Raw genomic sequence first — 23,443 nt, 5'->3', positions numbered from 1 at the left:
ATCGGGCTCGTCCTCCCCACCGGACACGACCGCCGCGCAGGCCACCGACGTCCAGCTGACTGACAGCGCGGCGACCTACCATCGGCGCGATGGTCAGCAGCCCGGTCGCGAGCCGACGGCCCCCGGCCCGGGCTGCTCGCCCGTCGGGTCGCCCGTCGAGCCGGCCGCAGGCCCGAGCGGGCCGGCCGGCGGCTCGCCCCCCTGCCCGCAGGACCGCACACAGGTCCCGTGCGGGCGGCCTGTGGCCGCTGCTGGTCGTCGCCGTCCTGATCGCCGCCGTCGCCCTGGTCTGGCGCGAGGAGGAGGGCACGCCGTCGGTGCCCGCCGGGTGCGCCGTGCCCGGCTCGGACGTCACCGTCACCACCGAGCAGGCCGCCAACGCCGCGACGATCGCCGCGGTGGCCCGCTCCCGTGGGCTGCCGCCACGGGCCACCGTGATCGCGCTGGCGACCGCCCAGCAGGAGTCCCGGCTGCGCAACCTCGACTACGGCGACCGCGACTCACTCGGCCTCTTCCAGCAACGGCCCTCCCAGGGCTGGGGCAGCGAAGCCCAGGTTCAGGACCCGGTCTACTCGGCCGGCAAGTTCTTCGACGGGTTGGTGAAGGTGCCGGACTGGGAGACCGGAGACCTGACGACCGTGGCAGACGCTGTTCAGCGCAGCGCCTTCCCGCTCGCCTACCGACAGTGGACCGCGATGGCAGAGTCTCTGGCCCCCGCTCTGCTCGCCGATCAGCCGGGGCAGCTCTCGTGCAGCTACACGCCAGCTGCAGAACCGGCCACCGTGGCGGAGCGGACGGCGCTGGTCACCGAGGCCGCCCGGCGGGAGGCCGGCGCGCCCACCGTCGAGACCGACGGCACCGTGACGATCGCCGACGCCGGCTGGCCGGAGGCCACCTGGGCGGTGACGCACGCCGAGCGGTTCGGGCTCACCGAGGTCACGAAGGACGGCTGGCGCTGGACCCCGGCGGTGGGCTGGGAGAGCACCCCGAGCACCTTCGAGCTGCCGCTCCAGCTTCAGCTGAGCTGAGCTCAGTCGGTCGGCACGAGCACGAACGCAGTCGCCGCACCCGTCGCGGCGAGCGCGCGCACGGTGTTCCACCTGCCCCAGCGGGCCGCGTTCTCCCGCCACGTCTCCGCCGCTCCCGGCGCGGCGGCGTCCAGCCGGGCCAGCGCGTCGTTGAGCGGCACGTTGGCCAGCACGGTGACCCCGACGACGCCGAACAGGTGGAGCGCGGCACCGGTGAGCACGGCGGGCCGGCGCTGCCCGGCCAGCTCGACGCCGCCCAGCACCAGGCAGACCAGCGCCGTGCCGAAGAGCAGCGTCATGAACCCGGGACGGACGGCGGCACGGTTGACCGACTGCATGGCCGTCGCACCGGCGGCACCGGGCAGGGCGGTCAGGGCCGGCAGCACCATCAGCCCGAAGACGGTGAAGGCCCCGGCGACCAGCCCCGACCCGACGGTCGCGACGACCAGCACGGGGGCGCGATCCCCGCTCATCGCCGGGTCCCGGCGAGTGCGCTCCGGCGCACCGCGTCGGTGACGTCGGTGGCCGGGCGGCCCAGCGCCTGCTGCACGCCGTCGGCGGGCGCGGCGTTGCGGCCGCCCAGGACCTCGGTGAACAGGTGGGTCATCAGCTGCACCACCTCCGGCGGCGCACCGTGCTCGGCCAGGCCGGCGGTGAACTCCCCCAGCGGCATCGGCCGGAAGGCCACCGGCCGGCCCGTCGCCGCGGCGATCTCGGCCACGGCCGCACCGAAGCCGAGCGCCCGCGGGCCGGTCAGCTCGTAGGTCCGTCCGGCGTGCCCGTCGTCCAGCAGTGCGGCGACGGCCACCTCGGCGATGTCGTCGGCGTCCACGAACGGCTCGACCACGTCGTCCACGGGCAGCGCGAGCTCACCGGCGCGCACCGCGTCGGCGAACTGCCCCTCGGTGAAGTTCTGCACGAACCAGCTGCACCGCACCACCGTCCACCCGAGCCCCGCGCCGGTGGCCGTCCGCTGCACCGCCTGCTCGGCCCGCTGCGCGGCGGGCTCGCCCCGCCCGGACAGCAGCACGACCCGGCCCACGCCGGCGCGGGCGGCCCGCTCGGCGAAGGCGGTCAGGACGTCGTCCGACCCCGGGACGGCGAGGTCCGGCGCGTACGCCAGGTACACCGCCGACGCCCCGGCCAGGGCGGCGTCCCAGGTGGCGGGGTCGGCCCAGTCGAGCCGGCAGGCGGAGCTCCGGGAGGCGACCCGGACGGGCACGTCCCGGGCGCGCAGTCGACGGGCGATGCGGCTGCCGGTCATCCCGGTGCCGCCGGTCACGAGGATCAGCTGTTCGGTCATGACGTCAGTACAGCGTCGGGAAGCGAGACGATCCATGGTCAGGAGCCGCAAGGACATGCGCCAGCGTCTACGCTGCGCCGCATGGACGCCGTCTCCGGTCTGCTCGACGGTCCGCACGCCCGCGGCGCCTTCCTGCTGCGCTCCCTGCTCAGCCCACCCTGGTCGATGCGGATCGCCGACGAGGCGCCGTTGACCCTGGTCGCCGTCCTGCGTGGCTCGGCGTGGGTGGTGCTCGCCGACGGCCGCACCGAGCGCATCGGCGCCGGTGACGTCGCCCTGGTCCGCGGCCCGCAGCACTACACGGTGGCCGACCAGCCGTCGACGCCGCCGCAGGTGACCGTCGGCCCCGGGCAGCGGTGCACCCCCGTGGGGCCGGGCGCCGGGATGACCGACCTGGGCACCCGGGCGTGGGGCAACGACGCCGAAGGAGACACCGTCCTGCTCACCGGCACCTATGCCGAACCCGGCGCGGTGGGCGAGCGGCTGGTGCGGGCGCTCCCGCCCCTGGTGGTCGTCCCCGCCGACGAGGGCACCGCTGCGGTGACCCGGCTGCTCGCCGCGGAGGTGGCCCGGGAGGCGCCCGGCCAGGAGGCCGTGCTCGACCGGCTGCTGGACGTCACCCTCGTCTCCGCGCTGCGGGTCTGGGCCGCCCGGCCGGAGGCGCGCGCCCCCGGCTGGTACGTCGCTGCCGGCGACCCGGTCGTCGGGCCGGCGCTGACCCTGATGCACGACCGCCCGGCCGAGCCGTGGACCGTCGCCTCGCTCGCCGACGCGGTCGGGGTCGCCCGGGCCACGCTGGCGCGCCGGTTCACCGACCTGGTCGGCGAGCCGCCGATGGGCTACCTGACCAGCTGGCGGATCGCGCTCGCCACCGACCTGCTGCGCGACCGCACGCTGACCCTGTCCGGCATCGCCCGCCGGGTCGGCTATGCCAGCCCGTTCGCGCTGAGCACCGCGTTCAAGCGGGCCACCGGGGTCAGCCCGGCCGCCCACCGTTCGTCGCTGGCGGGTTGACGCCGTTCAGCGGGAGAGGCGCTCCACGGCGGCGTCGATCCGCTCGTCGGTGGCGGTGAGCGCCATCCGCACGTGCCGGCTCCCGGCGGGGCCGTAGAAGCTGCCGGGGGCGGCCACGATGCCGAGTCCGGCGAGCCAGTCGATCGTCGCCCAGCAGTCCTCGTCCCGGGTCACCCAGAGGTACAGGCCGGCCGCGGAGTGGTCGATCCGGGCACCGGCGGCCCGCACGGCCGGAGCCAGCCGGTCGCGGCGGGACCGGTAGCGCTCCCGCTGGGCGTCCACGTGCCCGTCGTCGGCCAGCGCCGCGGCCATGGCCGCCTGCACCGGTGTCGGCACGAGCAGACCGAGGTGCCGCCGCACCTCCCACACCCGGCGGACCAGCGCCGGGTCGCCCGACAGCAGACCGGCGCGGTAGCCCGCCGCCGTCGACTGCTTGGACAGCGAGTGGACGGCCAGCAGCCCGGCGTGCTCGGGCCCGGCAACGTCGGGGTGCAGCAGGGACCGCGGGTGGACGTCGCCCCAGCCCAGCTCGATGTAGCACTCGTCGGCGACGACGGGCACGCCGTGCGCCCGGCCCCAGCCGACCCATGCACGCAGCTCGTCGTCGGTGAGCACCCGGCCGTGCGGGTTGCCCGGCGAGTTCAGCCAGACCAGGACGGCGTCACCGCGCCCTGCCGGCGGGGTGTCGGTGCGCTGCACGGCGAGCCCGGCCACGACGGCGCCCACCTCGTAGGTCGGGTAGGCGACCTCCGGGATCAGCACCGTCCCGGTGCCGGACAGCCCCAGCAGCGTCGGCAGCAGCGCGACGAGCTCCTTGGAGCCGACCGTCGGGATCACCGACGGATCGGCCCCGAGGGGGTCGGCGAGCTCGACGCCGAGCCGGCGGCTGAGCCAGCCGGCCGCGGCCCGCCGCACGTCCGCGGTGCCCAGCGCTGTCGGGTACCCGGGGGCGTCGCCGGCCGCGGCCAGCGCCTCCCCCAGCAGCGGCGGGGTCGGGTCGACCGGCGTGCCGATCGACAGGTCGACCGCACCGCCGGGGTGCTCAGCGGCGCGAGCGCGGGCAGGACCCAGCGAGTCCCAGGGGAAGTCCGGCAGCCGGACCGTGCTCAGTTGCCCTCACCCTGCGGCGGGAGCGCGGCGACCAGCGGGTGGTCCTTGTCGATCTTGCCGGTCTTGGCGGCGCCACCGGGGCTGCCCAAGTCGGAGAAGAACTCCACGTTGGCGTTGTAGAAGTCCTTCCACTTGTCCGGGACGTCGTCCTCGTAGTAGATGGCCTCCACCGGGCAGACCGGCTCACAGGCACCGCAGTCCACGCACTCGTCGGGGTGGATGTAGAGCATCCGGTCGCCCTCGTAGATGCAGTCCACCGGACACTCGTCGATGCACGCCTTGTCGAGGACGTCGACACAGGCCTGGGTGATGACGTAGGTCACGGGGTTCCTCCGGGACGTGCGGGGCGGTGAGCTCCCTGGCGGACCAGGGACTGCGGATCGATCATCCCCAGTATCACCCGAAGCCCCCTCGCTCAGCGCGACGGGTGGGCCGCCGACACACCACCGGACCGTGCCCCCCGATCGGGGGGTGACCTGCCGCACATGCTCAAGCGCCGACCCGTGCCGCCGATGGAGAGGTGTGTCAGAGGTCCCGACGTCCGCTGCAGGTGCGCAGGCAGCCGAGCGCCCGCCCTCGCCGTACGACGCGGTCGCCGCCCTGGAGCAGCTGATGCTCCGGCTGCAGCGCAGCTCCGGCGCCAGCCGGGTGGCGGTCTGGGTGCACGAGGCGAGCACCGGCGTCGCGTTCCCCTTCCGGCAGGTCCGGTCCGGCGAGCCGGTCGGTCAGGTGCCGGCCTCCGAGCGGGTGCCGCTGTCGCTGGACCGTTCCCCGGTGATGTCCGCCGTGATCGGCGAGCGCCGCACCCTGAACATGCACCAGGACGACGCCCCGCAGTCCCTCGCCGACGAGGCGGGCCGGTACGGCGTCCGCTCGGCCCACGGCGAACCGCTCCTGGTGGGCGACGACGTCGTCGGCGCCCTCATCATCGAACCGGCCGCCGCGGCCTCGGCGGCACAGCTCCGGCACGCGGCCCCACGCCTGGCCCTGGCCCTGCAGGAGGCCTGGACGCGACGGTCGGCGCAGCGCCGGCTGGCCCAGTCCGACGTGCTGCTCGGGCTGATCGAGAGCGCCGCCCTCGCCCGGTCGATGGACCAGCTGCTCGGCTCGGCGTGCGAGCAGCTGGCCGCGCTGGGCGAGGTGCACCGCGCCTGCGTGTTCTTGCTGGAGGACGGCGTCCTGGTGCCACGGATGGCCAGCTACGCCGACGGCCGGCGCGACCCGGACTCGTGGACGCAGTTCCGCCAGGCACCGGAGCCGCTCCGGCTGGCCGACGAGGTGCTCCGCACCGGCCGGCCGTTGACCGCCGACCGGGACTCCGACCTGCTGGCCGGCTGGTGGGTCGATGCGTTCGGCATCGCCTCCGGCCTGGCCGTGCCCCTGGGCCGCAGCCCGCAGCTGTCCGGCGTCCTGACCCTGGACAGCCCTTCGATCCACCCCTTCCCCGAGGACGTCCGCCGGCTCGCCTCGGCCGCCGGGGCCCACCTGGGCGGGGTCATCGAACACGCCCGCGCCACCGAGGCCCGTGCCGCATCGCTCAGCACGGCGCGCGCCGTCCGCCAACTGCTCGTGGACGGGACATCGGTGACCGGGGTGGCCGAGGCCGCCGAGGTGCTGGCCACCGTCGTCCGGGGGCTGACCGGCGCCGAGCGCAGCGCCGCCTTCCTGGTCGACGACGCCGGTCGACTCACCGAGGTCCGCCACGTCGGCTGGTCCGAGGAGAACATCGGCGTGATCCGCGACCGGCTGGTCGGCCGGGACGTCAGCGACGTCCGGCTGTGGCAGCTGACCGCCCGCGACCGCCGCCCGGTCTTCGTCCCCGACGCCGTCGCCAGCGACCTGCTGGACGCCGACCTGGTGCGCGCACTGAACCTCACCGCCTACCTCACCGTGCCGCTGCTGTCCGGTGACCGGCTGCTGGGCATGGTCGTCACCGGCTCCTCCAGCGGGGCCGCCGAGTGGCCACCGGCGCTGCGCCAGGCGGTCCACCAGGTGGTGCTCGAGGGCGCCCTGGTCGTGCAGAACGCCGAGCTTCGGGCGGTCGAGCAGCTGCGCGTCCAGCAACTGGCCCGCGAGGCGCACAACGACCCGCTCACCGGGCTGGCCAACCGGCGGCGCTTCACCGAGGAGCTGGAGCGCACCGTCTACGCGACGCCGGCCCGGTCCTGTGCAGTGCTGATGATCGACCTGGACCGCTTCAAGGAGGTCAACGACAGCTTCGGGCACAGCGTGGGCGACGAGCTGCTGCGGCTGGTCGGACCCCGCCTCCAGGAGCCGCTGGCGCCGACGGACCTGCTGGCCCGGATGGGTGGTGACGAGTTCGCCGTCCTGCTGCCCGACGCCGACACGGCCCGGGCACAGGAGGTGGCCGACCGGATCGGCGCGGCCCTGCGGGAGGCGTTCGTGCTCGACGGCATGTCGCTGCACGTCGACGCCAGCGTCGGTATCGCCGTGTGTCCCGACCACGGCCGGGACCGTTCGCTGCTGCTCGCCCGGGCCGACACCGCGATGTACTCGGCCAAGCGGGCCCGCGACGGCGCCCAGGTCTGGACCCCGGACGGCGAGGCGGACCCGCGGGACCGGCTGCAGACCCTCGAGGAGCTGCGCGGCGCCCTGGACTCCGACCAGCTCGTCCCGCACTACCAGCCGCAGCTGGACCTGCACACCGGTCGGGTGTCCGGCGTGGAGGCGCTGGTGCGGTGGGCGCACCCCGAGCGCGGCCTGCTCACCCCGGACGCCTTCCTCGGCCTCGCCGAGCAGGCCGGCCTGATGCGCCGGCTGGCGCTGCGGGTGCTGGAGCGCTCGCTCCGCGACCTGCAGGGCTGGCGCGCCGCCGGCCACGACCTGTCGGTCGCGGTGAACCTGTCGGTGTCCAACCTCGCCGACGTCGCCCTGCCCGACCAGGTCGCGATGCTGCTGGAGGCGACCGGCGTGCCCGCCCCGGCGCTCACCCTGGAGATCACCGAGGACGTGCTGATGGCCGATGCGGCGCGCAGCTCCCAGGTCCTCGCCGGGCTGCGGGCGCTCGGCGTCCGGCTCTCCATCGACGACTACGGCACCGGCTACTCGTCCCTGACGTACCTGCGTGCGCTGCCGGTGCACGAGCTGAAGCTGGACCGCAGCTTCGTCGGCCAGCTCACCTCCGACGTCCGAGCCGCGGCCATCGTGCGGAGCACGGTGCAGCTGGGCCGGGACCTCGGGATGACGATAGTGGTGGAGGGCGTCGAGGACGCCGCCGCACTGGCGGCCCTGCGGGAGTGGCGCTGCGACGTCGCCCAGGGCTACCACGTGGCCCGACCGATGCCGGCCGAGCAGTTCCTCGACTGGCTCGCCCAGCAGCTGCCGACCCCGGCGACGCCGCTGCCCGGCTGAGACCGCAGGATCGACCCATGGGACAGAGGCGCTCACCCCTGGGGGTACCGGAGCTGGAACTGCTCGCTGCACGTGGCTGGCAGGCACTGGAGGAGGAGCGGCTGGGCGACTGGCTGCTGCGCGCCGGCGGCGGTTTCACCGGGCGGGCCAACTCCGCCCTGGTCGTCGGTGACCCCGGGGTGCCGCTGTCCGAGGCGGTCGCCGCCGTCTCCCGGTGGTACGACGAACGAGGGCTCCGGCCGGCCGCCCAGCTGCCCGGCGTCCAGTCCCGGCGCGCCGACGCCGCCTTCGCCGCGGCCGGCTGGACCCGGGACGAGGACGTGCTGATGCTCACCGCACCCGTCGGTCGGCCGGCCGAGCCGGCCGTCCCGGTCGACCTCTCCCCCACGCCGGACGACGCCTGGCTGGCCGGGTACCGGCACCGCGGGGCACCGCTGCCGCCGGGCGCCCGCCAGGTGCTGACCTCCGCCGCGGACGTCGTCTTCGCGGCGGTGCGGCTGGACCCGGCACCGGCCCCGCTGGCTGCGGTCGGCCGGGGTGCGCTGACCGACGGCTGGCTGGGCGTCACCGCGGTGACCGTCGCCGAGGAGCACCGGCGCCGCGGGCTGGCGACCGCCGTGATGGCGGCGCTGGGCCGCTGGGCGGCCGAGCGGGGCGCCCACTCCACCTACCTGCAGGTCACCGCGGGGAACGCCGCTGCGCGAGCGCTCTACCGGGAGGCGGGGTTCATCGAGCACCACCGCTACCACTACCGGCACCGGCCGGCCTGACCGGCGGGGCGCCCAGCGCCCGGCCGACGGCGAACGCCGCGGCGACCACCCCGACCAGCAGGAACCCGAGGGTGGTCGCCTGGGTGACGGCGTTGCCGCCGGCCAGCAGCAGGTCGCCCTCCGGACGGCGCATCGTGCCGGCCAGCACGATGACCAGCCAGACGACGGCCGGGAGGACGGCCACCAGCCGGGAGCCGGACAGCCGGCGGGCCGCGTCGACCAGCAGCAGGTTGCCGACCACGGCGACGAGCAGGGAGATCGGCACCGGCACCCCGGCGACCCGCCAGGGCAGCCAGAAGACCTCGACCAGCGCGAGCCAGGCGGACACGACCACCGCCACGACCGACCAGCCCAGCAGTCGGAGCAGCCTCACCCCGGCAGCCCGGCGAACAGGTCGTCCTCCCAGCCCTGCGGGCCCGCCCCGGCCGGGCCCCGCTCCCCGCGCACCAGCCGGTAGTGCTCGGTGGCCAGCACCTCCTGGCCCAGGTTGTTCGACAGCGCGAAGAACGGGCCGTCCACGGTCATCTGGGTCGGGTGGGCGCGCATCGCCGCCTCCTTGGCGCCGGCGTGGGCGCGGGCGTCGACCTCGGTGGTGACGACGTCGTCGGCGACGGCGAACGGCACCTCGTCCAGGTCGCCCAGCGAGGCGAAGGGGGACTCCTCCCCCAGGGCGGCCATCGCGTCGATGCCCCGCTGCACCACCGAGCGGGGCATGGCGTTCCAGTAGACCTTCTCGACCTGCCAGGCCGGCCCGAGATCGGTCCGGTAGCCGGGGTCGGCGGCCGCCTCGACGGCGCCCATCGCGACCCGGTGCGCCTGGACGTGGTCCGGGTGGCCGTAGCCGCCGTCCTCGTCGTAGGTGACCAGGACCTGCGGGCGCACCTCGCGGAGGACGGCGACCGCGTGCGCCACCGCCTCGTCCAGGTCGGCCTGCCAGAAGGCGCGCGGGTGCTCGTTCGCCGCCGTCCCCATCATCCCGGAGTCCCGGTAGCGGCCCGCCCCGCCGAGGAACCGCCAGTCGGTGACGCCGAGCGCCGCCATGGCCGCGGCCAGCTCACCGATCCGGTACCCACCGAGCTGGTCGGCCTGGTCGGCGGCGAGCTGGGCCAGCTCGGGCACCAGCACCTCTCCCTCCTCCCCCAGCGTGCAGGTGAGCAGGGTGACCTGAGCCCCCTCCGCGACGTACCGGGCCATCGTGGCCCCGTTGTTGATCGTCTCGTCGTCGGGATGGGCGTGCACGAGCATCAGCCGGCGTGGAGCAGTCACAGGGTCCATCTTCCTGGAGTGCGGACAGCGGCCTTCGCGCACCCACCACGCCCGGAGGGCTGTCGGATCCGAGCACGGGCCCGGAGGGTCCTGCTCGGATCCGACGAAACGGCTCAGCGAGAGCGGGGACGGCACCTGGCCGCGATGCGATCCGTCAGGATCGCCATGTCAGAGCACCGACTTGACCTCGGCGTAGTGGCAGGCGTTGAGGTGGCCGGCGCCGCGGTCCTCGAGCTTCGGGTCGACGGTCAGGCACAACTCGCGCTGCCCGTCGGTCAGCTCGTTGGCGAACTTCTGGCAGCGGGTGCGGAACCGGCAGCCCGAGGGCGGGTTGGCCGGGCTCGGGACGTCGCCGCTGATGATGATCCGCTGGCGGGCACGCTCGCGGCGCGGGTCGGGCAGCGGGATCGCCGACAGCAGGGCCTGCGTGTAGGGGTGCGCCGGCCGGCTGAACAGCTCCTCCTGGTCGGCGATCTCGATGATCCGCCCCAGGTACATGACCGCGACCCGGTCGGAGATGTGCCGGACCACCGACAGGTCGTGGGCGATGAACAGGTAGCTCAGCCCCAGCTCGTTCTTCAGGTCCTCGAGCAGGTTGATGACGCCGGCCTGGATCGAGACGTCCAGCGCCGACACCGGCTCGTCGAGGACCAGCACCTTGGGCTGCAGGGCGAGCGCCCGGGCGATGCCGATGCGCTGGCGCTGCCCGCCGGAGAACTCGGCCGGGTACCGGTTGGTGTGCTCGGGGTTCAGCCCGACGGTCTCCACCAGCGCCCGCACCCGCGAGCGGAGCTCGGCCTGGTCCTTGGTGAGCCCGTGGATGACCATCGGCTCGGCGACGATGTCGAAGACGGGCAGCCGCGGGTTCAGCGAGGCGTAGGGGTCCTGGAAGATCAGCTGGATGTCCCGGCGCAGCGGGCGCATCTGCTTGCGGTCCAGCCCGACGAGCTCCCGCCCCTGGAAGACCACCGAGCCGGCGGTGGCCGGCTGGAGGTTGAGGATGGCGCGCCCGGTCGTGGACTTGCCGCACCCGGACTCACCCACGAGCCCGAGCACCTCACCGGGGTAGAGGTCCAGGTCGATGCCGTCGACGGCACGCACCGCCCCGACGGTCCGCTTGACCAGGCCGCCGCCCTTGATCGGGAAGTGCTTCTCCAGGCCGCGCACCGAGAGGATCGGCTCACCGCGGTCGGGGGCGCCGCCGGCAGGCCGCTGGGTGGTGGGGGCGGTCATGCCCGGTCTCCGTTCGTGGGGCGTGGCGGGGAGCTGACGACGCTCTGGGTGCCGGCGTCACCGAGCCCGGCCCGTGGCGAGGTCTGGTCGCCGGGCGGGACGGCGGGACCGTCATCGTCCAGGTCGTCCTGGGCGAGGGCGACCCCGGCGGGGGTCCGGTCCGCGGCCAGGGCCGCGTCGTCGGCGGACTCGCTGAAGATGTCGGCGGCCCGTCCGTGCGCGGCCGCGACCTGTTCGGTGCGGATGCAGGCGGCCGTGTGACCGGGCCCGACCTGGAACCGCTCGGGCTCGGCCTCGTCGCACTCGGCGATGTGCAGCGGGCAGCGCGGGGCGAAGGGGCAGCCAGGCGGCATGTTGACCACCGAGGGCGGCGCGCCCTTGATCGGGGTGAGCCGCTCGCGACTGGTCGAGTCCAGCCGGGGCAGCGAGCCCAGCAGCCCGAGCGTGTACGGCATCCGGGGCTCGTAGTAGATGTCCTCGACGCTGCCGATCTCCACCGGCCGGCCGGCGTACATGACCAGGACGCGGTCGGCGATCCCGGCGACGACGCCCAGGTCGTGGGTGATCATGACCATCGCGGCGCCGGTCTCCTGGAGGGCGGTCTGCAGCACCTCGAGGATCTGCGCCTGGACCGTGACGTCCAGGGCCGTCGTCGGCTCGTCGGCGATGATCACCTCCGGCTGGTTCGCCATCGCGATCGCGATGACCACCCGCTGGCGCATGCCGCCGGAGAACTCGTGCGGGTAGGCGTCCACGCGGTCGCCGGCGTTCGGGATGCCGACCAGCTCCAGCAGCTCGACCGCCCGCGCCTCCGCGGCCTTGGACGACAGCTGCTTGTCGTGGATGCGCAGCGTCTCCTCGATCTGCGCCCCGATCTTGTAGACCGGGTCCAGCGACGTCATCGGGTCCTGGAAGATCATCGAGACACCCTTGCCGCGGATCCGCGACATGCTCCGGTCGCTCTGCCCCAGCAGCTCCTGGCCGCGGTACTTGATCGATCCGGTGACCCGCGCCGACCCGGGCAGCAGCCCCATCACCGCGAGCGACGTCACCGACTTCCCGGAGCCGGACTCGCCGACGATGCCCAGCACCTCACCGGAGCGCAGGCTGTAGTCGACCCCGCGGACGGCGTGCACCAGGCCGTCCTCGGTGGGGAACCGGACGTTGAGGTCGGTGACCTCCAGCAGCGGCGCGCTCGGGTCGAAGCCGGGGAGGCTGGTGGTCCGACCCTGGGTCATGGCCCCCGTGGAGGTGGCACCGGACATGGCGGGGCCCGTGGTCCCGATCGTGGACATGGAGCTCCTCAGGCCCGCACGCGGCGGTTGCTCGGGTCGAAGGCATCCCGGATCCCGTCGCCGATCAGGTTGATCGACAGCACGATGATCAGCAGGGTGATGCCGGGGAAGTAGAAGAGCCAGGGGCGGGTGCTCGCCGCCTGCACACCGTCGGACACCAGCCGCCCCAGCGAGGTCTGGTTGGCGCCGTTGACGCCGAAGCCCAGGTAGGTCAGCGATGCCTCGAGGATGATCGCGGTGGCGGCGGCCAGCGTCGTCCAGACGATCAGCGACCCCAGCGCGTTGGGGATCAGGTGCTTGAAGATGATCCGCACATTGGAGGCGCCCATCGCGTGCGCGGCCTCGACGTACTCCTTCTCCCGCAGGGAGAGGAACTGGCTGCGCACGATCCGCGCGAGGTCCAGCCAGCCGAAGAGGCCGAGGATGATGCCGACGCCCAGCGGGGTGCGGGAGCCCGGGAAGTTGCTGGCCACGACGATCAGCACGACGAGCAGCGGCACGGTGAGGATCAGGTCGACCAGCCGCATCAGGACGCTGTCGACCCACGTGCCGAAGTACCCGGCCAGCGCCCCGACCAGCAGGCCGAGCGGGAGTGCGATGGCGACGAAGAGCAGCACGATGAACAGCGAGCGCTGCACCCCGGTCATGATCCCGGCCATCAGGTCACGGCCGATCGCGTCGCTGCCCAGCAGGTACCCCGCGGTGCCCGGGGGGACCGACTGGGAGCCGCTGTCCTGGTCGGCGTAGTCGATGCCGGTCACCAGCGGGCCCAGGAACCCGAACGCCAGCAGCAGCAGGAAGATGACCAGCCCGGTCATGCCCACCTTGTTGCGCAGGAAGCGGCCGACGATCTGCTGGCGCTGACTGCGCGCCTTGACGGTGAACTCGCGCTCGACCCCGCCCCCCTCGGGGGTGCCGGGGGTCGCGGGGACCACGGGTCCGGTGGTGGTCTGAGTGGTGGCCATGGGCTCGTTCCTTCTCGCGATGCCGGGTCAGGACAGCCGGATGCGCGGGTCGAGCACCGCGTACAGGATGTCGGCGACCAGGTTGAAGACGACGATGAACACGGCGCTGACCAGCAGCCAGCCCAGGACCACGTTGGTGTCCTCCTGGCGGATGCCGTTGCTGAGCAGGTACTCGCCCATGCCGTGCCAGACGAACACCGTCTCGGTGATGACCGCACCGCCGAACAGCGTGCCCACGCCGAGCGCGACCACCGTGGTGAGCGGGATCAGCGCGTTGCGCAGCCCGTGCTTGAAGACGACGCGGCGGTAGGTCAGCCCCTTGGCCCGGGCCAGCCGCATGTAGTCCGACCCGAGCACGTCCAGCATCGCTGCCCGCTGGAAGCGGCTCCAGGCGGCGAAGGACAGTGCGGCCAGGCTCACCGTGGGCAGCACCAGGTGCCCGAGCCGGTCGGACCAGAGCTCCCAGCCGGAGGCGTACAGCGACAACCCCGGCGTCTCCTCACCGAGTGTGTAGAGCACCTGTTCCCCGAACAGGTCGTTCACGCCGCCGGCGACGTACTCCTTGAGCAGCGCGGCGAACCAGAAGGTCGGCAGGGCGATCAGGATGTAGGCGATGAACGTGAAGGTGTAGTCCGACGCCTTGTACTGCCGGACGGCACCGATGACACCCACGATGATCGCCAGCAGGACGGCGATCACGATCGCACCGATGATCATCCGCCCGGTCACCAGCATCCGGGGGAGGAGCTGGTCGACGACCGGCGTGCCGTTGATCGTCTCGCCGAAGTCGCCGGTGACCACCCCGGAGAGCCAGCGCCAGTACCGGACGAAGAAGTTGTCGTTCAGGCCCAGCGTCTCGCGCAGGTTGTTGAAGAACGACTCCGGCGGCCGGGGGTTCTGCGTGTAGTACCTCTCCAGCGGGTCGAAGCTCGCCGCGCACAGCGCGAACACCAGGAACGAGCTGACCAGCAACACGAGGACCGACGCGAGCAGACGCCGGATCGTGAAGAAGAACATGTGGTGACCTTACGCCGGGAGCGGAAGCTGTCCGGTCGAACGACCAGTTCAGCGTGCCTTCACCGGACCCCCGCAGGTCGTGCTGGGTCCGGACGCGCCGCGACCCCCGGGAACGGTCTCCCCGGGGGCCGCGGCAGCCGGTGCCCGGCGCCGCCGAGGGCGGCGCCGGGCATCGGGTGGTGCGGTCGTGCTCGGTCGTGCTCAGCCGTGCAGGGTGGAGCTGGAGGTCACTCGACCGTCCAGGTCTCCGAGTTCCACAGCGGACCGGCCTCGGTCGGGTTGTCCTGCACACCCTCGATGTTCGCCTGGTGCGCCACGAAGGTCGGCTTCTGGTAGAGCGGGATGGTGGCCATCTGCTCCCAGAGCAGGCCGTCGATCTGGTTGCCCAGCTCGGCCTGCCGCTCGCGGTCCGGCTCGGTGGCCAGCTCGGCGAAGAGCGCGTCGATCTCGGGGTTGCCGATCCGGCTGTAGTTCTGCTGGATGTTGTCACCCTGCGGCGTCTGGTAGATCGACTGCGAGGAGGTGATGAACGGGTTGCCCACCCAGGCGAAGAGCGCTGCCTGGAAGCCGCCACCCTCCAGCGAGGTCGGCGACTCGGCACCGGCGAAGATGTCCGGGTTGATGTTCAGCGACGCGTTGATCCCGGCCTCGGCCAGCTGCGGGATCATCACCTCGATCGTGGTCGCCCGCAGCGGGTTGTTCTCCGTGGTGTCGATCGCGATGTCCAGCGGGCCACGCTCGGGGTGGGTGTAGAACCCGTCCGGGCCGGCGGTGTAGCCGGCCTGCTCCAGCAGCGCGCGGGCCTCCTCGACGTTCTGGGTCTTGACCTGCTCGGGGGCGGTGTCCTCGTACTCCGGCTGGGTGTTCAGCCAGATCCGGTTGTTCAGCACCTGCGCGTCGGAGGAGAACTGCCCGACGGTCTGGTCCACGATCTCCTGGCGGTCCAGGGCGTAGGCGAGGGCCTGGCGCACCAGCGGGTCCGCGAGGTGCGGGTCCTGGGTGTTGAGGTCGAGGTGCTCGAAGGTGAGACCGAAGTTGATCTCGCTCTCGACGTTCGGCTCCAGGGCCTGGACCTGCTCGACGAGGTCGAGCTGCGGCTGCGGGTAGATGACGCCCAGCTCACCGCTCTGCAGACCCTGGACGGCGACCGTCGGGTCGTTGCCGATGTTCTGGATGATCAGCTGCTCGAGCTGCGGCCCGTCGCCCCACCACTCGGGGTTGGGCTCGAGCACGATGACCTGCGCGCCGGCGTCGATGTTCGACACCTGCCACGGGCCACCGGAGATGCCCTCCGGCAGACCCTCCGCGATCGGCCACCCCTCGGTGATCGTCTCGCAGACCGCGGCCGGGTCGTCGGAGTCCATGAGGTGGGCCGGCAGCAGGTTCTCGAAGTTGCCCTGCCAGTCGGCGAAGGGCGTCTCGTAGGTCACGACGACGGTCTTCTCGTCCTCGCCGGGCTCGACCGAGGCGATCTGCTCGTAGCCGGTGGTCGACAGGACCGCGGGGCAGCCGCCGTCGGCCGGGTCACCGCTGCGGTTGGCCCGCCAGGTGAAGTTGAAGTCGTCCGCGGTGATCGGGGTGCCGTCGCTCCACACCGCGTCCGGGTTGATCTCGTAGGTGTTCACCTGCTGGCCGTCGACCTCCTCGAGGGTCGGCTCGCCGGTGAAGAGGTCCTCGTTGAACTCGACGGTGAAGTCGGGCTGGACCTGGTAGGCCGAGGGCAGCACCTTGATCAGGACGTTGGCCACCGAGGTGGCGTTGCCCGCGGCGATGTTCGGGTACAGGTTCTCCGGGAAATCGGTCGACTCACCGAAGACGACACGACCCGAGCCACCACTGGCCTCGCCGCCTTCGCTGTCCTCGCTGCCACCGCCGCACGCGGAGAGCGCCATCGCGCCGGTGAGCCCGGTAGCGATGAGCATGGAAGTGCGCTTGCTCAACTTCACGTTCGCTTGCCTCCTCGACCCGCGAGTGCGGGGGGACGATCAGGTCTGACCGACCGGGGATCGCCGGGCGGACTGGGCTCGTACATGAACACGCGCTGTCATCCAGCTGACGAATCGCTTTCCGACAAGCGCAACGGCCGAACCCTAGGCAGAGCCGGAAGAGGCCGTCCACGGCCGTCATCATTTTGTGACCTGTGCAAAGGACCACCGTGAGCGGACTGGAACTTCTCGGCAACACGGGGCTCTGGACCGCAGACTTTCCGGTCGTGCGACGCAGGTTCGGGACAGGCGATCATGGCGCCGTCCTGCCCTGCTCACGCAGCGTGCGCGCTGCCCGTCCTCCCCAGCCGGGCGTCAGACGCCGGCCAGCAGCGCGCGCACGGCGGGGAGCAGCGGGCGATCGGCAGGGATCCAGGCCAGCTCCTCCAGCTCGTCGGACCCCAGCCAGCGCAGCTCGCTGTGCTCGTGGGCGACCAGCTCACCCGCGGTGATCCGGCCCCACCAGACGCGCAGGGTCGAGGCGCCGGGCACGCCGCCGGCGACGACGCCGTCCAGCGGCACCTCCCCGAGGAAGGACCGGGGCGAGATGCCGACGCCGAGCTCCTCCCGGCACTCCCGGACCAACGCCGACAACTCCGACTCCCCCGGTTCGACCTTCCCGCCGGGGAACTCCCACAGCCCGGCCAGCGACCCCGAGCCCCGCTGGGCGACCAGCACCCGCCGCCGGTCGTCGACCAACGCGGCCCCGACCACCTGGGTCACCTCCCGCGCCCGCTGCGCTGCTGCGGACGCGTACGCGTCCAGGTGGGCCTGCATCGCCCGGACGACGCGGCGCCGCAGCACCGCCCGGGCGGCCAGGGCGCCCAGCCGGCCCGGCAGCGCCGCCTCCACCTCGACCTGATCGGTCACCAGCGTGCCGGCTGCGGTGGCGGTGAAGGAACGGGTGTGGACCAGGGCCCGCCAGCCGCTGCCCGGGGCCGCCACCTGGACGTCGCGCCAGGGCCGCTCGGAGACGACCTCCTGCAGCGGGGCCGGCCACGGGCGACCCAGGGACCGGGCCACGTCGAAGGCGACGGTCAGAGGTGCCTCCACCAAGGTGGTGAACCGCAGCTGGAACACGGGGAGCAGCGTCCCAGACACGGCAGGATGGCCGTCGTGCGCATCTCTGCCCGGGTCGACTACGCCGTCCGCGCTGCCGTCGAACTGGCCGCCGTGGCGCCCGGCTCGCTCACCTCCGAGCGGATCGCCCAGGCGCAGGGCATCCCGGCCCGCTTCCTGCAGGCCATCCTCGGCGACCTGCAGCACGCCCGGCTGGTGACCAGCCAGCGCGGCCGGGAGGGCGGCTACCGCCTGGCGATGCCACCGTCGGAGATCTCCATCGCCCGGGTCATGCGGGTCGAGCAGGGGTTCCTCGCCGAGGTGCACGGGCAGCGCCCCGAGGACGTCGAGTACCCGGGGGCGGCCGAGTCGCTGGCCTCGGTGTGGGTGGCGGCCCGCGAGGCCTACCGCCGGGTGCTGGAGAACGTGACCCTGGCCGACGTCGTCGACGGCACCATGCCGCCGTCGGTGGCCGAGATGATCGAGCTGGAGAGCGCCTGGCGCTCCTTCGGCGTCCCGGCCGCGGAGTGACCGCCGCAGCGGTCCCGAGCCCCGAGGCCGTACGTGTGGCACGATCGAACCGTGACGGACTGCGGCGCCCTCCTCGTGGAGCGCCTGCACGTCGATCTGGCGCGGGTCTCCAGCGCCGCGTGTCGCGCCGCGCGCTGACCACGGCCACCGCTCCCCCGCAGCCTCCCTGCTGCACCCACACCCGGCCGCGTCGCGCACGCTCCCGTGCCGGCGCAGAGGAGAACGACTGACGTGTCGACCCCCACCCGCAGCAGCAACCGCCCCGTCCGCGGACAGGGCCAGTGGGCGCTGGGCTACCGCGAGCCGCTGAACCCGAACGAGCGGATGAAGAAGGACTCCGACGGCCTGGACGTCCGCCAGCGAATCCTGGACATCTACGCGCACACCGGCTTCGACGGCATCGACCCCGGCGACCTGCGCGGGCGGATGCGCTGGATGGGCCTGTACACCCAGCGGGCGCAGGGCATCCCCGGCGGCAAGACCGCCGTGCTGGAGGCCGAGGAGCTCGAGGACTCGTACTTCATGATGCGGGCCCGGATCGACGGCGGGGCGCTGACCAGTGAGTCGCTCCGGGTCCTCGGCGGGATCAGCACCGAGTTCGGCCGGGACGTCGCCGACGTCACCGACCGCCAGAACGTCCAGTACCACTGGATCCGGATCGAGGACGTGCCGGAGATCTGGCGGCGGCTCGAATCGGTCGGCCTGAGCACGATGGAGGCCTGCGGCGACGTGCCGCGCGTGATGCTGAACTGCCCGATGGCAGGCATCCTCGAGGACGAGGTGATCGACGCCTCCGAGGTGCTGGCCGAGACGGTCGCGAAGTACCTGGGCGACCCACAGTTCAGCAACCTGCCGCGCAAGTGGAAGACGTCGATGTCCGGCTGCGTCGACCACTGCACCGAGCCCGAGATCGACGACGTCTCCTTCGTCGGCGTGGTGAACTCCGCCGGCGAGGCCGGCTACGACCTGTGGGTCGGCGGCGGCCTGTCGACCAACCCGATGTTCGCCAAGCGGATCGGCGTCTTCGTCCGCCCCGACCAGGTCACCGGCGTCTGGGCGGCGTGCACCTCGATCTTCCGGGACTACGGCTACCGCCGGTCCCGCAACCACGCCCGGATCAAGTTCCTGATGGCCGACTGGGGCCCGGAGAAGTTCCGCCAGGTGCTGCAGGACGAGTACCTGCACGCCGAGCTGCCCGACGGCCCGGCCCCGGCCCCGGCGAAGCACGACCAGCGCGACCACGTCGGGGTCAGCAAGCAGAAGGACGGCAACAACGCGCTGGGCTTCGCGCTGCGCACCGGCCGGATCAGCGGCACGCTGCTCACCCGGATCGCCGACCTGGCCGAGGAGTACGGCACCCAGGGCGGGCGGATCCGGACCACGACGCAGCAGAAGCTGGTCATCCTGGACGTCCCCGACGACCGGGTCGAGGACCTGGTGGACGCACTGGCCGAGCACGACCTGCTGGTGCGCCCGAGCGCCTTCCGCCGCGGCACCATGGCCTGCACCGGGCTGGAGTTCTGCAAGCTCGCGATCGTCGAGACCAAGCAGCACGCCCAGGAGCTCTACGCCGAGCTGGAGCGCCGGCTGCCGGAGTTCGACGAGCCGATCGGGATCAACGTCAACGGCTGCCCGAACAGCTGCGCCCGGTTCCAGACCGCCGACATCGGCTTCAAGGGCATGATCGTCCGCAACGCCGAGGGCGAGAGCGTCGAGGGCTTCCAGGTCCACCTGGGCGGTCACCTCGGCGTCGATGCCTCGTTCGGCCGCAAGTTCCGCGGTCACAAGATCACCAAGGACGAGACGGCGGACTACTGCGAGCGGGTGCTCCGCGGCTACCTGGACCGTCGTGAGCCCGGCGAGCGGTTCGCCGCCTACGTCGCCCGGGCGGACGACGAGTGGCTGGTGTGACAGACAGCACAGCCGGAAGGACGCGGCAGCTGCCACCGTTCCACTGTCCGTACTGCGGCGAAGAGGACCTGACCCCGCACGGTGACGAATCGACCGGCTGGCACTGCGGTGCCTGCCTGCGGACCTTCACCCTGCGGCTGACCGGAACGGGGGTGCGGAACCCATGACGATCGCCATCACCACGCCGACGCCGGAGCTCGCGGCGGAGGCCGATGCGCGCTTCGCGGGCATCACCGACCCCGTCGAGCAGGCGCTGGCCGTGCTCACCTGGGCCGGGGAGACGTTCGGCGAGTCCTTCGCCATCACCTCCTCCATGGCCGACGGGTTGCTGGCACACCTGGCCAGCCGCGCCGTCCCCGGGGTGAACGTCGTCTTCCTGGACACCGGGTACCACTTCGCCGAGACGATCGGCACCCGCGACTGGATCACCAGCGTCCTGCCGATCACGCTGCACAACGTCCAGCCGCCGCGCACCGTCGCCGAGCAGGACGCTGAGCACGGGGCGAAGCTCTACGAGCGCGATCCCGACCTGTGCTGCTCGATGCGCAAGGTCCAGCCGCTGGCGCAGGCGCTGGCCGGCTTCACCGCCTGGGGCTCGGGCGTCCGCCGCGACGAGTCGGCCACCCGGACCGGCACCAAGGTCGTCGACTGGGACGCCAAGCGCGGCATGGTGAAGGTCAACCCGCTCGCCGCCTGGACACAGGACGACGTGGACGCCTACATCGCCGAGCACCAGGTGCCGGTCAACCCGCTGTCGGAGATCGGCTACGCCTCGATCGGCTGCGCGCCCTGCACCCGCCCGGTCGCCCCGGGCGAGGACCCGCGCGCCGGCCGCTGGGCCGGCAAGAACAAGGTCGAGTGCGGCCTGCACACGTGAGCTGAGCGCGCCAGGATGAGCGGGTGCCCCGCCCGCCGCGCCTCTCCCCCGACGACGTCGCCACCGAGCTGTCCCGGCTGCCGCTGTGGACCGGCGGCCCGGACGGCATCGAACGCACGCTGCAGCTGCCGACCTTCCGCGCGGCGGTCGAGGCGATCAGCGTGGTCGCCGACGTCGCCGAGCAGCTGGACCACCACCCGGACATGGACCTGCGCTGGACGACGGTGCGGCTCGCCGTCGTCAGCCACTCTGCCGGTGGGCTGACCGAGCTGGACCTGGAGCTCGCCCGCCGGGTGGACGTGCTCTTCCCCGGCTGAGGCCGGGCCGCTGAGGCGGGACCCCGGCCGCGGAGCGCGGCCGGGGTCCCGTCCTCCTCGACTCAGCTGCCGATCCGACCGCCGTCGGTCCGGAAGACGACCGCCACGCTGGGGCGCGGGTACGGCCGCTCGGCCAGCTGGTCCGGCCAGGCGCTCGACGGCGACTCACGCGTCGACCCGGCGGTCTCCCCGGGGTGCTGCACCGAGACGAACACCGAGCGGGAGTCCGGCGTGATCAGCGGCCCGCTGCACTCCGCACCGATCGGCACCGTGAGGAACGCCTTGAGGTGACCGCGCTCCGGTCCCGCCGTCGGCACGGCGAAGAGCCCGTCGTTGGTCCCGGCGTAGGTGCCGACCTCCCGGTTCCGGGTGGAGAGCACGTTCCCGTCGGTGGAGATCCACAGGTTGCCGGACAGGTCGAACTCCAGGTTGTCCGGGCAGGACAGCGCACTGACCTGGCTCTTGTCGTAGCCGGCGAAGTACGTCCCGGGGGTCTCCGGGTCACCGGCCACGATGAACACCCGCCAGTAGAAGTCGTCCCCGGCGATCCCGTCGGTCTCCAGCCACTCCAGGACGTGCCCGTTGCGGTTGCCGGCCCGCTCCTCGTAGGTGCCGTCCTCGACGTCGAAGGCGAAGGACCGGGACACCGGGTTCGGCTCGTCGGCGACCTCGCGCTGGGAGTTGTTGGTCAGTGCCGCATAGACCCGGCCGTTGACCGGGTTCACCTGGATGTCCTCGGGCCGGTCCATCCGGGTGGGCAGCTGGGACGGGTCGAGGACCACCGGGGCCGCCGGGTCGGGGAAGTCGCCGTTGGCGTCCAGCTCCTTGCCCAGCCGGTCAGCGGCCAGCCGGGTGAAGGTGAGCACCCAGGGCACCGACTTCCCCGGGATCATCGACTGCCCGTCCTTCACCAACGGGATCCACTGGCCGGTGCCGTCGAACTCCCCGTCGGCCGGCACGCTCGCCAGGCCGTCGATCTGCTCCGGCGGCGAGTCGCCGGTGAAGCGCGCGACGTAGAGGTCGCCCTCCTCCAGCAGGGTCATGTTGTGCGCCCGCGACGCACGGTCGATGCCGGGCCGGTAACGCGCCTTGGACACGAACTTGTAGATGTAGTCGAACCGCTCGTCGTCACCGGAGTACGCCACGACCCGGCCGTCCTCGGCGATCTGGACGTTGGCGCCCTCGTGCTTGAAGCGACCGAGGGCGGTGCGCTTCTTCGGGGTGGACGTGGGGTCGTACGGGTCGAGCTCCACGACGTAGCCGAAGCGGTTCGCCTCGTTGGGCTCCGCGACGATGTCGAACCGGGGGTCGATCTCGTCCCACCGGCGGCCCGGGGGCTCCTCGGTGGAGATCCCGTAGCGGGACCACCGTGGCTCCTTCGGGTCCTCGGCGATCGCGGCCGACGCCCCGAAGTACTGGTTGAAGTTCTCCTCACCGTGCAGGGTGGTGCCCCACGGCGTCATCCCGCCGGCGCAGTTGTTCAGCGTCCCGAGGACGTGCCGGCCCGCGGGGTCGGCGCTGGTCTGCACGTACTCCGAGCCGGCCACCGGGCCGGTCAGCTCGAAGGGCGTCACCGCCGTGATGCGACGGTTGCGCTTCCCCCGCCGGTCGGGCTGCCAGTTGCCTGCGTTGCCCTCCCGACGCAGCTCCACCACCGAGATGCCGTGGGCCATCATCGCGATGCGCTTCTGCACCTCGGTGGTCGGCGCCTCCTCGTCGGCCACGCCGGCGAACATCAGCTGCTCGTCGGTGTACTCGTGGTTGACCACCAGCAGCGCCCGCCGCCCCTTCCGGTCCAGCGGCAGCAGCCCGATGTAGTCGCAGTTGTAGCCGAACTGCATGGCCTGGGCCTCCGGCGTCTGGGCGTCGACGTCGAAGTCCGGGGCGTCCGGGAGCACCGGGTCGCCCCAGCGCATCACCACGCCGTAGGTGTAGCCCGTGGCGGTGACCAGCTCGTCGAGGAGGTTCTGCTCGACCGGCTCGAAGGTGAGCGGCGCGTTGGGCGCCGGCCGCCAGTTCAGCAGGTCCGCCTCGTCGGCCCGCGCCGGGGCGGCGTGCAGCGGACCGGCCGCCACCACCAGCGCCCCGGCCCCGGCGGCCTTCAGCATGGTCCGTCGGCTGAACGCGCCCTCGACGACCTCGCCGATGGTCGGGTTGTCCGTCTTGTTCGGCACGGGGGCGTCGCAGGCGTTGCCGCACTTGTAGAAGCACGTGGTGTGGCTGCGGCTGCCATGCCGAACCGAGTTCAGGAGCGGCAGCAGGAGCCGGCGGCGGGCAGGGACGATGTCCGTCATGGGGAGTCCTCTGGTCGGGGGGGACGTTCCACAGACGCTAGGTCGGCCAGGTCATCCAACCGGTGAACGGACGGCGAATCCAGTGTTGCCTGTGGA

Annotated in this window: 22 protein-coding genes; 9 read left to right on the top strand and 13 right to left on the bottom strand. The window is 72.8% G+C overall.

Going from position 1 to position 23,443, the window contains the following annotated elements; genetic code table 11:
- Positions 1 to 89: 89 nt before the first annotated feature.
- On the top strand, positions 90 to 1,028 hold the full coding sequence (locus O2W16_RS19775; protein WP_269160545.1) for a hypothetical protein: 939 nt from the start codon (positions 90 to 92) through the stop codon (positions 1,026 to 1,028).
- Between the two features lie 2 nt (positions 1,029 to 1,030).
- Here O2W16_RS19775 and O2W16_RS19770 read toward each other — a convergent pair whose 3' ends face one another.
- Together O2W16_RS19770 and O2W16_RS19765 are read right to left on the bottom strand one after the other, a co-directional pair.
- Positions 1,031 to 1,501 carry an anthrone oxygenase family protein gene (locus O2W16_RS19770; protein WP_269160544.1) on the bottom strand — a complete coding sequence of 157 codons (471 nt, stop codon included), beginning with the start codon at positions 1,499 to 1,501 and terminating at the stop codon, positions 1,031 to 1,033.
- Positions 1,498 to 2,331, bottom strand: coding sequence for an NAD(P)H-binding protein (locus tag O2W16_RS19765; protein ID WP_269160543.1), 834 nt, complete (start codon positions 2,329 to 2,331; stop codon positions 1,498 to 1,500). The genes O2W16_RS19770 and O2W16_RS19765 overlap by 4 nt, the downstream gene beginning before the upstream one ends.
- Before the next feature lie 81 nt (positions 2,332 to 2,412).
- Here O2W16_RS19765 and O2W16_RS19760 point away from each other — a divergent pair, with 81 nt between their 5' ends.
- The gene (locus tag O2W16_RS19760) at positions 2,413 to 3,345 is read left to right on the top strand and encodes an AraC family transcriptional regulator (RefSeq protein ID WP_269160542.1); all 933 of its coding nucleotides are present in this window, start codon (positions 2,413 to 2,415) and stop codon (positions 3,343 to 3,345) included.
- 6 nt (positions 3,346 to 3,351) lie between these two features.
- On the opposite strand, the gene dapC is transcribed toward O2W16_RS19760, so the two are convergent.
- Entirely contained in the window at positions 3,352 to 4,440 is a 1,089-nt protein-coding gene (dapC, locus tag O2W16_RS19755) for a succinyldiaminopimelate transaminase (protein ID WP_269160705.1), read from the bottom strand.
- An 11-nt stretch (positions 4,441 to 4,451) separates the two neighbouring features.
- A complete protein-coding gene (gene fdxA, locus O2W16_RS19750) occupies positions 4,452 to 4,778 on the bottom strand; it encodes a ferredoxin (RefSeq protein WP_269160541.1) in 327 nt (108 codons plus the stop codon).
- Between the two features lie 199 nt (positions 4,779 to 4,977).
- Here fdxA and O2W16_RS19745 point away from each other — a divergent pair, with 199 nt between their 5' ends.
- Positions 4,978 to 7,827, top strand: a complete 2,850-nt coding sequence (locus tag O2W16_RS19745; RefSeq protein WP_269160540.1) for a bifunctional diguanylate cyclase/phosphodiesterase — start codon at positions 4,978 to 4,980, stop codon at positions 7,825 to 7,827.
- A gap of 17 nt (positions 7,828 to 7,844) precedes the next feature.
- Entirely contained in the window at positions 7,845 to 8,597 is a 753-nt protein-coding gene (locus O2W16_RS19740; RefSeq protein ID WP_269160539.1) for a GNAT family N-acetyltransferase, read from the top strand.
- Here O2W16_RS19740 and O2W16_RS19735 read toward each other — a convergent pair.
- From O2W16_RS19735 to O2W16_RS19700, 8 genes are all read right to left on the bottom strand, one after another.
- Positions 8,554 to 8,970 (bottom strand): DUF6113 family protein, encoded by a 417-nt coding sequence (locus tag O2W16_RS19735; protein WP_269160538.1) that lies wholly within the window; start codon positions 8,968 to 8,970, stop codon positions 8,554 to 8,556. The two genes, O2W16_RS19740 and O2W16_RS19735, sit on opposite strands and share 44 nt — an antisense overlap.
- Entirely contained in the window at positions 8,967 to 9,872 is a 906-nt protein-coding gene (gene mshB / locus O2W16_RS19730) for an N-acetyl-1-D-myo-inositol-2-amino-2-deoxy-alpha-D-glucopyranoside deacetylase (RefSeq protein WP_269160537.1), read from the bottom strand. Before mshB ends, O2W16_RS19735 begins: the two co-directional genes overlap by 4 nt.
- 159 nt (positions 9,873 to 10,031) lie before the next feature.
- Positions 10,032 to 11,096, bottom strand: coding sequence for an ABC transporter ATP-binding protein (locus O2W16_RS19725; RefSeq protein WP_269160536.1), 1,065 nt, complete (start codon positions 11,094 to 11,096; stop codon positions 10,032 to 10,034).
- On the bottom strand, positions 11,093 to 12,391 hold the full coding sequence (locus O2W16_RS19720) for an ABC transporter ATP-binding protein (protein WP_269160535.1): 1,299 nt from the start codon (positions 12,389 to 12,391) through the stop codon (positions 11,093 to 11,095). Before O2W16_RS19720 ends, O2W16_RS19725 begins: the two co-directional genes overlap by 4 nt.
- An 8-nt stretch (positions 12,392 to 12,399) precedes the next feature.
- Positions 12,400 to 13,356, bottom strand: coding sequence for an ABC transporter permease (locus O2W16_RS19715; RefSeq protein WP_269160534.1), 957 nt, complete (start codon positions 13,354 to 13,356; stop codon positions 12,400 to 12,402).
- A 27-nt stretch (positions 13,357 to 13,383) separates the two neighbouring features.
- Entirely contained in the window at positions 13,384 to 14,373 is a 990-nt protein-coding gene (locus O2W16_RS19710) for an ABC transporter permease (RefSeq protein WP_269160533.1), read from the bottom strand.
- A gap of 227 nt (positions 14,374 to 14,600) precedes the next feature.
- Positions 14,601 to 16,319, bottom strand: coding sequence for an ABC transporter family substrate-binding protein (locus O2W16_RS19705; protein WP_269160532.1), 1,719 nt, complete (start codon positions 16,317 to 16,319; stop codon positions 14,601 to 14,603).
- A gap of 354 nt (positions 16,320 to 16,673) precedes the next feature.
- Entirely contained in the window at positions 16,674 to 17,438 is a 765-nt protein-coding gene (locus tag O2W16_RS19700) for a (deoxy)nucleoside triphosphate pyrophosphohydrolase (RefSeq protein WP_269160531.1), read from the bottom strand.
- Positions 17,439 to 17,465: 27 nt separating this feature from the next.
- On the opposite strand from O2W16_RS19700, the gene O2W16_RS19695 reads away from it, so the two are divergent.
- The 5 genes from O2W16_RS19695 (at position 17,466) to O2W16_RS19680 (ending at position 21,053) form a co-directional block, all read left to right on the top strand.
- A complete protein-coding gene (locus tag O2W16_RS19695) occupies positions 17,466 to 17,948 on the top strand; it encodes an RrF2 family transcriptional regulator (RefSeq protein ID WP_442928923.1) in 483 nt (160 codons plus the stop codon).
- Positions 17,949 to 17,981: 33 nt separating this feature from the next.
- Positions 17,982 to 18,086 (top strand): putative leader peptide, encoded by a 105-nt coding sequence (locus O2W16_RS21735; protein WP_442928922.1) that lies wholly within the window; start codon positions 17,982 to 17,984, stop codon positions 18,084 to 18,086.
- Positions 18,087 to 18,179: 93 nt separating this feature from the next.
- Positions 18,180 to 19,859 (top strand): nitrite/sulfite reductase, encoded by a 1,680-nt coding sequence (locus O2W16_RS19690; protein ID WP_269160529.1) that lies wholly within the window; start codon positions 18,180 to 18,182, stop codon positions 19,857 to 19,859.
- Positions 19,860 to 20,022: 163 nt separating this feature from the next.
- Complete coding sequence (locus O2W16_RS19685; protein WP_269160528.1) at positions 20,023 to 20,736, top strand: phosphoadenylyl-sulfate reductase; 714 nt, start codon at positions 20,023 to 20,025, stop codon at positions 20,734 to 20,736.
- Between the two features lie 23 nt (positions 20,737 to 20,759).
- The gene (locus O2W16_RS19680; RefSeq protein WP_269160527.1) at positions 20,760 to 21,053 is read left to right on the top strand and encodes a 4a-hydroxytetrahydrobiopterin dehydratase; all 294 of its coding nucleotides are present in this window, start codon (positions 20,760 to 20,762) and stop codon (positions 21,051 to 21,053) included.
- A 62-nt stretch (positions 21,054 to 21,115) separates the two neighbouring features.
- On the opposite strand, the gene O2W16_RS19675 is transcribed toward O2W16_RS19680, so the two are convergent.
- On the bottom strand, positions 21,116 to 23,347 hold the full coding sequence (locus O2W16_RS19675) for a PhoX family protein (protein WP_269160526.1): 2,232 nt from the start codon (positions 23,345 to 23,347) through the stop codon (positions 21,116 to 21,118).
- Positions 23,348 to 23,443: the final 96 nt, after the last annotated feature.

The organism is Modestobacter sp. VKM Ac-2984, assembly GCF_026967985.1.
Lineage (GTDB): Bacteria > Actinomycetota > Actinomycetes > Mycobacteriales > Geodermatophilaceae > Modestobacter.
This window is presented reverse-complemented; position numbering and strand designations above follow the sequence as displayed.

Bases quoted from the DNA above. Each gene is read 5' to 3' on its own strand.
- O2W16_RS19770 (WP_269160544.1), bottom strand. From the start codon at position 1,501: ATGAGCGGGGATCGCGCCCCCGTGCTGGTCGTCGCGACCGTCGGGTCG.
- O2W16_RS19725 (WP_269160536.1), bottom strand. From the start codon at position 11,096: ATGACCGCCCCCACCACCCAGCGGCCTGCCGGCGGCGCCCCCGACCGC.
- O2W16_RS19740 (WP_269160539.1), top strand. From the start codon at position 7,845: ATGGGACAGAGGCGCTCACCCCTGGGGGTACCGGAGCTGGAACTGCTC.
- O2W16_RS19760 (WP_269160542.1), top strand. From the start codon at position 2,413: ATGGACGCCGTCTCCGGTCTGCTCGACGGTCCGCACGCCCGCGGCGCC.
- O2W16_RS19720 (WP_269160535.1), bottom strand. From the start codon at position 12,391: ATGTCCACGATCGGGACCACGGGCCCCGCCATGTCCGGTGCCACCTCC.
- O2W16_RS19710 (WP_269160533.1), bottom strand. From the start codon at position 14,373: ATGTTCTTCTTCACGATCCGGCGTCTGCTCGCGTCGGTCCTCGTGTTG.
- O2W16_RS19695 (WP_442928923.1), top strand. From the start codon at position 17,466: ATGGCCGTCGTGCGCATCTCTGCCCGGGTCGACTACGCCGTCCGCGCT.
- O2W16_RS19675 (WP_269160526.1), bottom strand. From the start codon at position 23,347: ATGACGGACATCGTCCCTGCCCGCCGCCGGCTCCTGCTGCCGCTCCTG.
- O2W16_RS19775 (WP_269160545.1), top strand. From the start codon at position 90: ATGGTCAGCAGCCCGGTCGCGAGCCGACGGCCCCCGGCCCGGGCTGCT.
- mshB (WP_269160537.1), bottom strand. From the start codon at position 9,872: ATGGACCCTGTGACTGCTCCACGCCGGCTGATGCTCGTGCACGCCCAT.
- O2W16_RS19715 (WP_269160534.1), bottom strand. From the start codon at position 13,356: ATGGCCACCACTCAGACCACCACCGGACCCGTGGTCCCCGCGACCCCC.
- O2W16_RS19685 (WP_269160528.1), top strand. From the start codon at position 20,023: ATGACGATCGCCATCACCACGCCGACGCCGGAGCTCGCGGCGGAGGCC.
- O2W16_RS19765 (WP_269160543.1), bottom strand. From the start codon at position 2,331: ATGACCGAACAGCTGATCCTCGTGACCGGCGGCACCGGGATGACCGGC.